9 protein-coding genes are annotated in these 14,197 nt (G+C 62.8%); all 9 read left to right on the forward strand.

The genetic code is table 11. The features are described 5' to 3' along the window. The first annotated feature begins 154 nt into the window (after positions 1-154). The 9 genes from B5526_RS27110 (at position 155) to B5526_RS27150 (ending at position 14,194) form a co-directional block, all read left to right on the forward strand. Positions 155-1,492, forward strand: a complete 1,338-nt coding sequence (locus B5526_RS27110) for an MFS transporter (protein WP_079542865.1) — start codon at positions 155-157, stop codon at positions 1,490-1,492. Positions 1,493-1,797: 305 nt separating this feature from the next. Continuing rightward, positions 1,798-2,904 carry an efflux RND transporter periplasmic adaptor subunit gene (locus tag B5526_RS27115; RefSeq protein WP_079542866.1) on the forward strand — a complete coding sequence of 369 codons (1,107 nt, stop codon included), beginning with the start codon at positions 1,798-1,800 and terminating at the stop codon, positions 2,902-2,904. Between the two features lie 25 nt (positions 2,905-2,929). Then, complete coding sequence (locus B5526_RS27120) at positions 2,930-6,070, forward strand: efflux RND transporter permease subunit (RefSeq protein ID WP_079542867.1); 3,141 nt, start codon at positions 2,930-2,932, stop codon at positions 6,068-6,070. A 35-nt stretch (positions 6,071-6,105) separates the two neighbouring features. Continuing rightward, complete coding sequence (locus B5526_RS27125) at positions 6,106-6,720, forward strand: TetR/AcrR family transcriptional regulator (RefSeq protein ID WP_079542868.1); 615 nt, start codon at positions 6,106-6,108, stop codon at positions 6,718-6,720. Positions 6,721-6,855: 135 nt separating this feature from the next. Continuing rightward, positions 6,856-7,479, forward strand: coding sequence for a flavin reductase family protein (locus B5526_RS27130; protein WP_079542869.1), 624 nt, complete (start codon positions 6,856-6,858; stop codon positions 7,477-7,479). Between the two features lie 330 nt (positions 7,480-7,809). Then, a complete protein-coding gene (locus B5526_RS27135) occupies positions 7,810-10,086 on the forward strand; it encodes an acyl-CoA dehydrogenase (RefSeq protein ID WP_079542870.1) in 2,277 nt (758 codons plus the stop codon). Continuing rightward, complete coding sequence (locus B5526_RS27140) at positions 10,086-11,369, forward strand: acetyl-CoA C-acetyltransferase (RefSeq protein WP_079542871.1); 1,284 nt, start codon at positions 10,086-10,088, stop codon at positions 11,367-11,369. Before B5526_RS27135 ends, B5526_RS27140 begins: the two co-directional genes overlap by 1 nt. Positions 11,370-11,371: 2 nt before the next feature. Beyond that, positions 11,372-13,468, forward strand: a complete 2,097-nt coding sequence (locus B5526_RS27145; RefSeq protein ID WP_079542872.1) for a 3-hydroxyacyl-CoA dehydrogenase NAD-binding domain-containing protein — start codon at positions 11,372-11,374, stop codon at positions 13,466-13,468. Between the two features lie 291 nt (positions 13,469-13,759). Beyond that, positions 13,760-14,194 (forward strand): acyl-CoA thioesterase, encoded by a 435-nt coding sequence (locus B5526_RS27150; RefSeq protein ID WP_079542873.1) that lies wholly within the window; start codon positions 13,760-13,762, stop codon positions 14,192-14,194. Positions 14,195-14,197: the final 3 nt, after the last annotated feature.

Raw genomic sequence — 14,197 nt, forward strand, 5'->3', positions numbered from 1 at the left:
GCTGGAGACCCTGAGGATTTGCGGATTTTTATGCAGATTTCATGCAGGCGCGGGGCAGGGCGGCCGAAAACCCCATTCTCACGGCCAATCCGCGATGCTAAGAGCCCCGCGTCCCACCACCCCACCAACAAGAACAACACCGGGAGAAAACCCCATGAGCCAATCCGCCACCGCCATCGCCGCGCCCCGCGCCGCCAGTAGCGAGCTCGAAACCTCGACCATCCGCGCGATTTCGTGGCGGCTGATTCCGTTCCTGGTGCTGGCCTATTTCTTTTCCTATCTCGATCGCGTCAATCTCGGTTTTGCCGCGCTGACCATGAATGCCGAGCTGAAATTCTCGCCGACGGTTTTCGCGTGGGGCGCCGGCATCTTCTTCATCGGCTATTTCATCTTCGAGGTGCCGAGCAATCTGGCATTGGAAAGATTCGGCGCCAGCCGCTGGATCGCGCGGATCATGGTGACCTGGGGCATCATCTCCGGATTGATGGCGCTCGTCAGCGGGGTCTGGAGTTTTTATGGACTGCGCTTCCTGCTTGGAGTCGCCGAAGCCGGGTTCTTTCCCGGCATCATTCTTTATCTGACCTATTGGTATCCGGCCGAATATCGCGCGCGCTTTCTCGCCGCCTTCGCCATCGCCGTCCCGGTGTCCTCGGTGATCGGCGCGCCGATCTCGGGGCTGCTGCTCGGGCTCGACGGCGTGATGGGTATTAAGGGATGGCAATGGCTGTTCATCATCGAGGGCATTCCGTCGGTGTTGCTCGGCATCGTGACCTGGTTCTATCTCACCGATCGCCCGGCGCAGGCCGATTGGCTCACGGCCGAGCAGAAGGCCTGGCTGTCGGCAAAACTCGAAAGCGAGACCGCCGCCAAGAAGGCCGCGCAGCACCTGACGCTGGGGCAGGCGCTTTCTTCGCCGAAGGTGATCACGCTGAGCCTGATCTATTTCGGATTCGTTGCCGCGCTCTATGGCATGCAGTTCTGGCTGCCGCAGATCATCAAAGCGTTCGGCTTCACCAACGCGCAGACCGGTTTTGTCGCCGCGGTGCCGTACCTGTTCGGCACGGTCGCGATGATCCTGTGGGCGCGCCATTCCGACGCGAGCCGCGAACGGGTGATGCATGTCGGCGCGCCCTTGCTGTTGACCGCGGCGGCGCTCGGCATCTGCGGCTACATGGACAATCCCTATGTCACCATGGTCGCGCTGATCGTTGCCGCGATCGGCATCTTCGGCACCTTCGCGGTGTTCTGGACATTGCCGACCGCCTGGCTCTCCGGCACTGCCGCCGCGGGCGCGATCGCGCTGATCAATTCGATCGGCAACCTCGCTGGCTTCGGCGGGCCCTATCTGATCGGCTGGGTCAAGGAAGCCACCGGCTCGACGTCGACGGGGCTATTGGTTCTCGCGGTGCTGCCGCTGATTGGCGGGCTTTTGGTTTTCCTCGGCGGCCACGAAACCAAGACGGAATTCGCCACGGCCGCGAAGGCGAAGTAACGTTAGCCCGTCATTCCGGGGCGCGCGAAGCGCGAACCCGGAATCTCGAGATTCCCCGATGCGCAATTGCGCATCTGAGGTCTGGTCCTTCGGACCATCCCGGAATGACGGTCTTAACCGATCGACCTCACCTCAGCCTTCGACCAGCCATACCGCACCGCCTACGCAATTGTGCTCTGAATGGAGGACAGAAATTCGTGACTTCTTAACTACCGCACCTGCTCACGAAATCATGATCACTGACGAATGTTGACAATCGTCACTACATAATCGACACTCCCTCCAACTCATAGAGGGAAGCTGTCATGTTGGTCCGTTCCATTTTCGCTAACTATTACAGACTTTTAGCTGGCGCAGCGCTGGCCCTGGCCGCAATCGCACTGGCCGGCTGCAATGACAAGGTCGCCGAAAAAGCAACGCCGTCGCGCCCGGTTTTGGTGGCGACCGTGCATTACGAGGCGGAATCACCGGCGCGCAGTTTCGTCGGTACCATCAAGCCGCGGATCGAGGCCGATATGGGCTTTCGGGTGCCGGGCAAGGTCGCAAAGCGCCTGGTCGAGGTCGGCCAGAACGTGGATGTCGGCCAGCCGCTCGCCACCCTCGATGAAGTCGACTTGAAGCTGCAGGCCGAGCAGGCCGACGCGGAATTCCATGCCGCGACCGGCGTGCTGGCGCAGGCCGCCGCCGCAGAGACCCGCGCCAAAGACCTTCGCGCCAAGGGCTGGGCCACCGACGCGCAGCTGGATACGGCCAAGGCTGCCGCCGACGAGGCGCGTGCGCGGCTCGATCGTGCGGTGCGCTCGGTCGAACTGACCAAAAACTCTCTCTCTTATGCAACGCTTGTCGCCGACACCCGCGGCGTCGTCACCGCGACCCTGATCGACGCTGGACAGGTCGTGGCCTCTGGACAAACCGCGATCCGGGTGGCCCGTTTTGGCGAAAAGGAAGCCGTGGTCGCGATCCCGGAAACGCTGCTTGGCCGTGCCAAGGACGGCGTCGCGACCGTCAGCCTGTGGTCGGACCCGAACAAGAAATATACCGCAACACTGCGCGAGATCGCGCCCGCGGCCGATGCGGCGACCCGCACCTATCTGGCAAAATTTTCGCTGCCCGACGCCGGTGACGCGGTTTCGCTCGGCATGACCGCGACGCTGACGCTCGCCGATCCCGAGACGACGCGGGTCGCGCGGCTGCCGCTGTCGGCGCTGTTCAGCGAAGGCGGCGGTGCCTCGTTCTACATCGTCGACGACAAGGGCGACGTGGCGCTGAAGCCGGTCGCGGTGAAGTCTTACGAGAGCAATGACGTCGTCATCTCCGGCGGCGTCGACGAAGGCGCCAAGGTGGTTGCGCTCGGGGTGCAGAAACTCGATCCGGCCCAGAAGGTCCGGGTCGTCTCGTCACTTTCATTCTAATTCGAGCTGATTCGAGGAGGGCGTGATGAAGCATTTCAATCTTTCAGCCTGGGCGGTCAGCCACCCCGCGCTCATTCTGTTCCTCGTGGTCGCGCTCGGCGTGGCCGGCTTCTTCTCTTACGAGAAGCTCGGGCGCGCGGAAGATCCCTTCTTCACGGTCAAAGTTGTGAACGTCTCGGCGATCTGGCCGGGCGCCACCGCTGCCGAAATGCAGACCCAGGTCGCCGACCCCATCGAAAAGAAACTGCAGGAACTGCCCTATTTCGAGAAGGTGCAGACCTACTCGAAGCCGGCCTTCACGGCGATGCAGGTCACCTTCAAGGATTCGACGCCGCCAAAGGACGTGCCGTATCTGTTTTATTTGTTACGCAAGAAGCTGGTCGACGTGCAGGGCCAATTGCCGACGGGACTGCTCGGCCCCGTCGTCAACGATGAATTCTCCGACGTCGATTCCATCCTCTATATGATGACCGGCGACGGCGCCAATTACGCGCAGCTGAAAAAGGCCGCCGAGGGCATGCGCCAGCGGCTTCTCAAAGTGCCGGGTGTGACCAAGGTCGACCTCTACGGCATCCAGGACGAACGCATCTTCGTCGAATTCTCGCATGCCAAACTGGCCACGCTCGGGATCACGCCGCAGGCGCTGTTCGATTCGCTTGCGAAGCAAAACAACGTCGTGCCGGCCGGCACGGTGGAAACCTCGTCGCAGCGCGTGCCGCTACGCGTCACCGGCGCGCTCGATGGCGTCAAGGCGGTCGCCGAGACGCCGGTCGAAAGCAACGGCCGGGTGTTCCGGCTGGGCGATATCGCGACGGTTACGCATGGCTATGTCGACCCGCCGAGTTTTGTGGTGCGCCAGGAAGGCAAGCCCGCGCTCGGCATTGGCGTGGTCACCACCAAGGGCGCCAACATCCTGGAGCTCGGCAAGGACGTTGCCGCGGCGACCGACGAATTCATGAAAGCTGTCCCGCAGGGCATCAATGTCGAATTGATCGCCGATCAGCCCAAAGTGGTCGAGCACGCCGTCAATGAGTTCGTGCACTCCTTCATCGAGGCGCTCGCGATCGTGCTGTTCGTCTCTTTCGTGGCGCTCGGCTGGCGCACCGGCATCGTGGTAGCGGCCTCGGTGCCATTGGTGCTGGCGATCGTCTTCATCGTCATGAACACGATGTCGCTCGATCTGCATCGCATCACGCTCGGCGCGCTGATCATCGCGCTGGGACTATTGGTCGACGATGCCATCATCGCGGTCGAGATGATGGTGGTGAAAATGGAGCAGGGCTGGGACCGTGTCCGCGCGGCGTCCTTTGCCTGGGAATCCACGGCGTTTCCGATGCTGACGGGAACGCTGGTCACCGCGGCCGGCTTCCTGCCGATTGGCTTTGCCAATTCCGCGGTCGGCGAATATGCCGGCGGTATTTTCTGGATCGTGGCGATCGCCCTGGTCGCGTCCTGGTTCGTGGCGGTGATCTTTACGCCCTATATCGGGGTAAAACTGCTGCCCAACATCACCGTCAGCCACAATCACGACCCGCACGCGGTCTACGAAACCCGCGTCTACCGCATCCTGCGCAGCATGATCCAGTGGTGCGTCGAGCACCGGGTCAAGGTGGTGCTGGCGACGGTGAGCATCTTTGCACTCTCGATCGTGGGCTTCGGTCACGTCCAGCAGCAGTTCTTCCCGCTGTCGGAGCGGCCCGAACTGTTCCTGCAGCTGCGGTTGCCGGAAGGCACCGCCTTCAATGTCACCGAAAACTCCGTCAAGAAGGCGGAAACGCTGCTGAAGGACGACAAGGATATCGCGACCTACACCGCCTATGTCGGCCAGGGTTCGCCGCGGTTCTGGCTCGGGCTCAACCCGCAACTGCCGAATGAGGCGTTTGCCGAGATCGTGATCGTCGCCAAGGACGTCGAGGCGCGCGAGCGGATCAAGGCGAAAATCGAGAACGCGGTTGCCGACGGTGCACTGTCCGAAGCGCGCGTCCGCGTCGACCGCTTCAATTTCGGCCCGCCGGTCGGCTTCCCCGTTCAGTTCCGCGTGATCGGCCCCGATCCGAACACTGTCCGCGACATCGCCTACAAGGTGCGTGACGTCGTCCGGCAGAATCCCAACGTCAAGGATCCGCAGCTCGACTGGAACGAGCAGTCGCCCTATCTCAAGCTGGTCGTCGACCAGGATCGCGCCCGCGCGCTCGGCCTGACGCCTGAGGACGTGTCGCAGGCGCTGAGCATGCTGATCTCCGGCGCGCCGGTGACGACGATCCGCGACGGCATCGAGAAGGTCGGTGTGGTGGCGCGTGCGGTGCCGTCCGAACGACTCGATCTCGGCCGTGTCGGCGACCTTACTGTGACCTCGCGCAACGGCGTCGCGGTGCCGCTGACCCAGATCGCCAAGATCGAGTACGCCCATGAGGAGCCGATCATGTGGCGGCGTAACCGCGACATGGCGATCACCGTGCGCGGCGATGTCGTCGACGGCGTCCAGGCGCCTGACGTCACCAACCAGATCTGGCCGAAACTGCAGGAGATCCGCGATCACCTCGAACCGGCCTACCGGATCGAGGCCGGCGGTGCCTTCGAGGAATCCGCCAAGGGCAATGCGTCGATCTTCGTGCTGTTTCCGCTGATGGTGCTGGTCATGCTGACGCTTTTGATGATCCAGCTGCAGAGTTTCTCGCGTCTGTTCCTGGTGTTCCTGACCGCGCCGCTCGGCATCATCGGGGCGTCGCTGGGGCTGAATGTGGCGAACCAGCCGTTCGGCTTCGTGGCGCTGCTCGGATTGATTGCGCTCGCCGGCATGATCATGCGCAATGCGGTCATTCTGGTGGACCAGATCGAAACCGACGTCGCCCACGGCCTGACCCGCAAGGAAGCCATCGTGGAAGCCACCGTGCGGCGCGCCCGCCCGGTGGTCTTGACCGCGCTCGCCGCGATCCTGGCGATGATCCCGCTGTCCCGCTCGGCGTTCTGGGGCCCGATGGCGATCACCATCATGGGCGGTTTGTTTGTTGCAACCTTCCTGACCTTGCTGTACCTGCCGGGTCTCTACGCTCTCTGGTTCCGCAAGAGCCTTGGCGAGGCCGGCGTCAGCAAGCCCGCCGATCTTGCGCCGCAGCATGAAGGCGAGGGCGAGCCCGCATTTGGGCTTGCTGAGGCTGCGGAATAATTCGACATTGAGTACCCTAAGGTCTGAGTCCCGATATGACGCTGATTTCTGAACATACCGAAACCGACACCCGGGAACGGATTCTCGTGGTGGCGGAGCGTCTGTTCCGTCAGCTCGGCTATCAGAAGACGACGGTCGCCGATATCGCCAAAGAACTGCGGATGAGTCCGGCCAACGTCTATCGCTTTTTCGATTCGAAAAAGGCGATCCACGAGGGCGTCGCGCGGGCACTGATGGGTGGGGTCGAAGACGCCACCGAGGTGATCGCGGCCAAGCGCGGCTCGGCGGCATCGCGGCTGCGCGAATTGATGACCACGATCCATCGCATGAACTGCGAACGCTACGTCGGCGATTCCAAGCTGCACGAAATGGTCGAGATCGCGATGGAGGAAAGCTGGGAGGTCTGCGTCGCCCATATGGAGCGGATCACCCATACCATTGCCGCGGTCATTGCCGATGGCGCGGCCTCCGGTGAATTCGAGGCGCCGGACGTGCCGCTGGCGGCGATGTGCGCCACCACCGCGATGATGCGATTTTTCCACCCGCAAATGATCGCGCAATGCGCCAACAAGCCGGGCCCCTCGCTCGACCAGATGATCGATTTTGTCATCGCGGGGCTATCGCCGCGGAGCAAGGCGGCCGGCAAATAAGGCTCTCTATCCCCGTCATTGCGAGCGCAGCGAAGCAATCCATCGCTCCGCATAACGCTATATGGATTGCTTCGTCGCTTGCGCTCCTCGCAATGACGGCTAGAGTTACGCTGAAACGATAAGGAAAACACCAGCGTGACAGAAAAAGATATCCATTCCTACGAGCCGGCCAACGGCCACGGCCTCAGGCACGATCCCTTCAACGCCATCATCGCCCCGCGCCCGATCGGCTGGATTTCGTCCCGGGACGCCAAGGGCCACATCAATCTCGCGCCCTACAGCTTCTTCAACGGGTTCTGTTACACGCCGCCGATCATCGGCTTTTCCTCGACCTCCTGGAAAGACAGCGTCGCCAATATCCAGGAGACCAAGGAATTCGTCTGGAATCTCGCGACCAAGGATCTGGCGCAGCAGATGAACGCCACCGCCGCCCACGTCGCCCACGACGTCAGCGAATTCAAGATCGCAGGGCTGACGGCCGCACCCTCAAAACTCGTCAACGTGCCGCGGGTGGCGGAAAGCCCGGTCTCGTTCGAATGCAAATTGACGCAGATCATCCAGTTGCAGGGCGCCGACGGCAAGAAGGCGCAGGCCTGGCTCACCCTCGGCGAGGTCGTCGCCGTCCATATCGACAAGGCCATGATCAAGGACGGCATCTACCAGACCGCACTGGCTCGCCCGATCGTCCGCGCCGGCCGCCGCGGCGATTATTTTGAAATTCGCCCGGAGGCGATGTTCGAGATGGTGCGGCCGGATTGAGTCTTCTCCCTCGCCCCGCTCTTGCGGGGAGAGGGTTGGGGTGAGGGGCTCCATCCGCGAAAGCCGAAGCACAACGCATGCGGAGGCTCCCCCTCACCCGGATTGCATTGCATGCAATCCGACCTCTCCCCGCAAGCGGGGCGAGGTGAGCCGCGCCGCCATTTTCCGGAACGGTTAACGTTGCTCGCCGTTATCTCATGCTGGTTCAATTTCGCTTCATTTTTCGGTGCGAACTTCACCTGAATCTCATGCTTTCCGCTAGAATGAGCCGTCTTTCGCAGATGCGGGACCGCCGGATCGCGTAAGCCCGCCGACCATGAGGACATCGCCATGAGCTCTCAGGCCTTTCGCCGCGACATCATCACCAAGCCGATCTTCTCCTGGGCGCGCACCGTGCTGCCGGCGATGTCGGACACCGAGCGCGAGGCGCTGGAGGCCGGCGATGTCTGGTGGGACGCCGATTTGTTCGCCGGCAATCCCGACTGGGCAAAACTGCTGAACTATCCGCCGGCCGCGCTGACGGCGGAGGAGAAAGCGTTTCTCGATGGTCCCGTCGATACGTTGTGCGCGATGCTCGACGACTGGAAGATCAATTGGGAATGGCGCGATCTTCCGCCCGAGGTATGGGATTTTGTCAAACGCGAAAAATTCTTCGGTATGATTATTCCAAAAGAATTCGGCGGGCTTGGCTTTTCACCCTATGCCCATTCGGAAGTGGTGCGAAAACTTTCGACGCGCTCGCTGACGGCTGCCGTCACCGTGATGGTGCCGAACTCGCTCGGGCCCGGCGAACTCCTGATGCGATTCGGCACCAGGGAGCAGCAGCAGCAATGGTTGCCGCGGCTTGCCGACGGCCGCGAAATTCCCTGCTTCGGTTTGACCAGTCCGGAAGCCGGCTCCGATGCCGCCTCGATGATCGACTCCGGCATCATCTGCAAAGGCAATTTTGAGGGGCGCGAAGTACTCGGGCTGCGCCTCAACTGGCACAAGCGCTACATCACGCTCGGCCCGGTGTCGACGCTATTGGGCCTGGCCTTCAAGGCCTATGACCCCGATCATCTCGTCGGCGCGAAGGAAGACCTCGGCATCACCGTGGCGCTGATCCCGACCAGTCTTCCCGGTGTCGAGATCGGCCGCCGCCACCTGCCGGCGATGCAGGTGTTCCAGAACGGCCCGAACTGGGGCCGTGATGTCTTTATTCCCATGGATTTTATCATTGGCGGCGAAGCGCGCCTCGGCCAGGGCTGGAAGATGCTGATGACGGCGCTGGCCGCCGGGCGCGGCATTTCGCTGCCGTCGCTATCCGCCGCCGGTGCGGCTTATGCGGCGCGCACGACCGGCGCCTATGCCCGCATTCGCGAGCAGTTCAACGTGCCGATTGGGAAATTCGAAGGCATCGAGGAGCCGCTGGCACGCATCGTGGCGACCGCCTATCTGCTCGACGCGGCGCGGCGGTTGACCTGCGCGGCGCTCAACCAGGGCCATCATCCCGCGGTCATTTCCGGGATCATGAAATTGCAGGCGACCGAGCGGATGCGGATCGCGATCGACGACGCCATGGACATCCATGGCGGCAAGGCCGTGATCGACGGCCCGCAGAATTACATGGGCACGCTCTATCGTTCGGTGCCGGTCGGCATCACGGTGGAGGGCGCCAACATCCTCACCCGCAATCTGATCGTGTTCGGCCAGGGCGCGATCCGCGCGCATCCGTATCTCCTGGAAGAGATGAACGCGCTCGGCGAACAGGACCGCGCCAAGGGTTTAGATGCCTTCGACAAGGCGTTCTGGAAGCATATCGGTCACAGCGTCACGACGCTGTTTCGGGCGTGGGGCCGGAGCTGGACCTTTGGCGCTTTTGCACCCGCGCCCGACGCCGGCGAGGCGACCGGTTTCTATCGCCAACTCTCGCGCTACTCGTCGGCATTTGCGCTGTGCGCCGACATGGCACTATTGACGCTCGGCGGCGCCCTAAAACGCAAGGAAATGCTGTCGGCGCGGTTCGGCGACATTCTTTCCGAACTCTATCTGCTCTCCGCCGCGCTAAAACGCTGGCAGGACGAGGGCAGGCAGCAAGCGGATTTTGCCGCGCTCGAATGGTGCATGGCGAGCGGGTTCAGAACAATCGAAAACCGCTTCGCGGAGATTTTGGCTAATCTCCCGAACCGGTTTGTCGCGGTCATTCTAAAATTCCTGATCCAGCCGTTCGGCGCTCGCGTGCTCGGGCCGTCGGATCGGGTGGTCCATTTATGCGCACAGATCGTGCTGGAGCCGTCCGCCGCGCGCGAGCGGCTCACGCCTGACCTCTCGCATGTCGATGACGACCGCGGCGTCGCCCGGCTGGAAAAGGCGTTCCTGCTCGTCACCGCCGCGGAGGATATCGCCCGGCGAATGCGCGCCTCCCATATTCACGACTGGCAAGAGGCGGTGAAGAAGGGCATCATCACCCAAGGCGAGGGCGAGCAGCTGGCGGCAGCGCATGAGGCGGTCGCAAAGGTGATCGAGGTCGACGATTTTCCGCCGGAAGCGCTGTCGCCGATTTACAAAAAACCCGCCGACGTACATCAATTTTTCCAGGAGCTCGGTGAGCAGAGGGCGGCGAGCTGATGCCGCGGCCGGTTTTCATTATCGACGGCAGCCGGACGCCGTTTTTGAAAGCGCGCAGTGGGCCCGGTCCCTTCACCCCGGTCGATCTCGCCGTGCAATGCGGCCGGCCGCTGCTCGCGCGGCAACCCTTTGCGCCCACGGCGTTCGATCAGGTAATCCTCGGCTGCGTCAATGTCATTGCCGATGAGATGAACCCGGCCCGTGTCGCAGCGCTTCGGCTCGGCATGGGGGAGGCGATGGTCGCCTTCACAGTGCAGATCAATTGCGGCTCCGGCATGCAGTCGATCGACACGGCCTATCGTTATATTCAGCAAGGCATTTCGGATCTTATTCTTGCCGGCGGCGCCGAAGCCCTGAGTTACGCCCCCTTGGTTTGGCCGCAACAGGGCGTGCGCTGGTTTGCAGGCCTTGCCGGCGCCAAGGGAATTCTGGGCAAGATCGCGGCCATCGCAAAAGCGCGTCCTTCCTACTTCAAACCGATCATCGGGCTCGAGCGCGGATTGACCGATCCGATCACCGAACTCAACATGGGCCAGACCGCCGAAGTGGTTGGTCACCTCTTCGGCATTACGCGCGCACAGTCCGATGCCTATGCCGCCGAAAGCCACAAGCGGCTGGCAAAAGCTCAGGCCGAGGGCTTTCTCAAGGGCGAGGTCGAAACCGCGTTCGCACGCGACGGCAAATTTTATGATCACGACGACGGCGTGCGGCCGGATTCTTCGCCCGAGACGCTCGCAAAACTAAAGCCGGTGTTCGAACGGCCCTGGGGCCAGGTCACCGCCGGCAATTCCTCGCAGATCACCGACGGCGCATCCTGGACCATCCTGGCGTCGGAAGACGCCGTCAAGAAGCATGGGCTGACGCCAAAGGCCGTCATCGTCGATAGCCAGTGGTCGGCGCTCGATCCCTCGATCATGGGCTTGGGTCCGGTGCTGTCGGCGACCGAGCTTTTGAAGCGCCACAAATTATCGCTCGGGGACATCGAGACCTGGGAATTGAACGAGGCGTTCGCCACGCAAGTGCTGGGATGCCTCGCCGCCTGGAACGACGAGAAATTCTGCCGCGAGATTTTGGGCCTCGACGGCCCCGCGGGGCAGATCGATCGGGCAAAACTTAATGTCGACGGCGGCGCGATCAGCCTCGGGCATCCCGTGGGCTGCAGCGGCAACCGCATCGTGCTGCACCTCGTCCATGCGATGAAGCGGTTGGGCACCAAGCGCGGCATCGCCACCGAATGCATCGGTGGCGGGCAGGGCGGCGCGATGTTGATCGAGATGGTGTGATCATGGACTCAACTGTCATGGACACGCTGGCCGACCGCGTGCTCGAACTCGGGCCGAAGCCCGATGTGGACGGCCCCTACCGCAATTTCAAGCTGACCCGCGATGCCGACGGCGTCGCCTGGCTTTTGTTCGATCGCGCGGGCGCGAGTGCCAACACGTTGTCCGCCGACGTCATCGAAGAGTTCGATGCCGTGTTGGCGGCGCTGGAGAGCCAGCGGCCGACCGGGATTGTGATCCGCTCCGCCAAAAAATCGGGTTTCATTGCCGGCGCCGACGTCAACGAATTCCGCGGCGCGACCGATCCGCGCGCCGTCGAGACGGCCATCGGCCGGGCGCATGCGGTGATCGATCGTCTCGAAGCGGTAAAAATCCCGACGGTTGCCGTGATCCATGGCTTCTGCCTCGGCGGCGGCCTCGAAGTCGCGCTGGCCTGCCAGTCGCGGATTGCGATCGACGGCGCGCGCTTCGGGTTTCCGGAGGTAATGCTGGGCTTGCATCCCGGCCTCGGCGGCCCCGCGCGCTTCACGCATCTGATCAATCCGATGCAGGCGATGAGTTTGATGCTGACCGGCAGGACCATCGACGCGCGGAAGGCAAAATCGCTCGGGCTCGTCGATGCCGTGGCGCAGGAGCGGCATGTCCGCAACGCCGTGAAGGACGCGGTGTTCGGCCATCTGAAACGCGCCAGGCCCGGCTTCCTTAACACCGTTCTGAACTCCTCGCCCGCCAGGGGCTTTCTGGCCTCGCGCATGCGCAAGGAGGCGGAAAAGGCCGCGCCGCACGAGCATTATCCCGCGCCTTACGCGCTGATCGATCTCTGGGAAAAGCACGGTGGCGACAAGGCCGCGATGCTCAACGCCGAAAAGACCTCGTTCGCCAATTTGATGGTGACGCCGACGGCGCAGAATCTGATCCGGGTCTTCTTCCTGCGCGAACAGATGAAAAAGCTCGCCGGAAGCGGCAACAAGGTGGGCCACGTCCATGTCATCGGCGCCGGCGCGATGGGCGGCGACATCGCGGCCTGGTGCGCCGGCCAGGGCATGCGCGTCACGCTCGGCGACATGAAGCCGGAGCCGATCGCCGGCGCGATCAAGCGCGCTGCGGATTTGTTCGGCAAGATCATGCGCAAGGGCACCGAGATCCGCGATGCGCTGGATCGGCTGATGCCAGATCTCGACGGCGAAGGCGTGCGCAATGCCGATCTGATCATCGAGGCCGTGCCGGAGAAGCTGGAACTGAAACAAAAGGTCTATGCCGGGCTGGAGCCCAGGATGAAGCCGGGCGCGATCCTCGCCACCAACACCTCGAGCATTCCGCTGCAGGATCTGCGCACCACGCTGCATCAGCCGGAGCGGCTGGTTGGATTGCATTTCTTCAATCCGGTATCCCGGCTGCAGCTCGTCGAAGTCGTCAGCCATGACGGCAGCGATCCGGCCATGCTGAAGGAGGCGCTGGCCTTTGTCGGCGCCATCGACCGATTGCCGCTGCCGGTGAAGAGTTCGCCGGGCTTTCTCGTCAACCGCGCGCTGACGCCCTACATGCTGGAAGCGATGGTGATGCTGGACGAGCAGATCGACAAGCTCACCATCGATGCGGCGGCGAAAAAATTCGGCATGCCGATGGGGCCGATCGAACTCGCCGACCAGGTCGGTCTCGATATCTGCCTCGATGTCGGCGACATGCTGCGCTCGAAATTCGGCGATGCTCTGCCGCCGACGCCCGCCTGGCTGCGCGAAAAGGTGGCAAAGGGCGAACTCGGCCGCAAGAGCGGCAAAGGCTTCTATGTCTGGAAGGACGGCAAGGCGGACAAGACCGGCGCTTCGCCTTCCACCACGCAGCCGACGGAGGAAATGATCGACCGGCTGATCCTGCCGATGTCGAATGTCTGCGTCGCCGCCTTGCGCGAGGGCATCGTCGACGATGCCGACATGGTCGATGGCGCGATGATCTTCGGTACCGGCTACGCGCCGTTTCGCGGTGGCCCCTTGAACTATGCGCGCACGCGGGGGCCGGACAACGTCGTGTCGGCCTTGCGCGCGCTCGCGCAGAAATTCGGCGGCCGGTTCACGCCGGATGCGGGCTGGGAGAGCTTTAAGTAATCCCTTCCGGGTTTTCCCTTTGTCATGCCCGCGAAACTCGATGCGCTCCCTCGCCCCGCTCTTCGCGGGGAGAGGGTTGGGGTGAGGGGCTCTATCCGCAAGCGCTGAATTTGCGAGGGCACGGTGCCTTGCCCCTCACCCGAAATTCGCTACCGCGAATTTCGACCTCTCCCCGCAAAGAGCGGGGAGAGGTTTAAGGGAGAGCTACGCAAAGGGCGCCTCCGGTTGCCTATCCTCGTCGATGTCTGTATCCACGATCGAACGCGCGACGCGCCTGATGAGCCCAAAGAGATGACCGACACCCAAGCCGTTCACGCCCCGCCGAACACCGAAACCGAGCCGTGCGGCGACCTGACCATCCGCACGCTGGCGATGCCGGCCGACACGAACGCCAATGGCGATATCTTTGGCGGCTGGCTGCTCAGCCAGATGGATATCGGCGGCGGCATCTTTGCGTCGAAAATCGCAAGATCGCGCACGGTGACGGTCGCCATCGACGCGATGAATTTCCGCAAACCGGTCTATGTCGGCGATGTGGTCTCGGTGCACGCCAATCTGGTCCGGCTCGGCAAGACCTCGGTCACCGTCCATCTCGAGGCCTGGGTGCTGCGTCGTAAGGATATGCTCTCGATCCTGGTCACCGACGGTAATTTTACCTACGTCTCGATCGACGATCAGGGCCATCCGCAGCTCATCAAGCAGGACCCGCCGCCGATTTCGGCGTGAGCC

The sequence above is a fragment of the Bradyrhizobium lablabi genome (assembly GCF_900141755.1).
GTDB classification, from domain to species: Bacteria; Pseudomonadota; Alphaproteobacteria; order Rhizobiales; family Xanthobacteraceae; genus Bradyrhizobium; species Bradyrhizobium lablabi_A.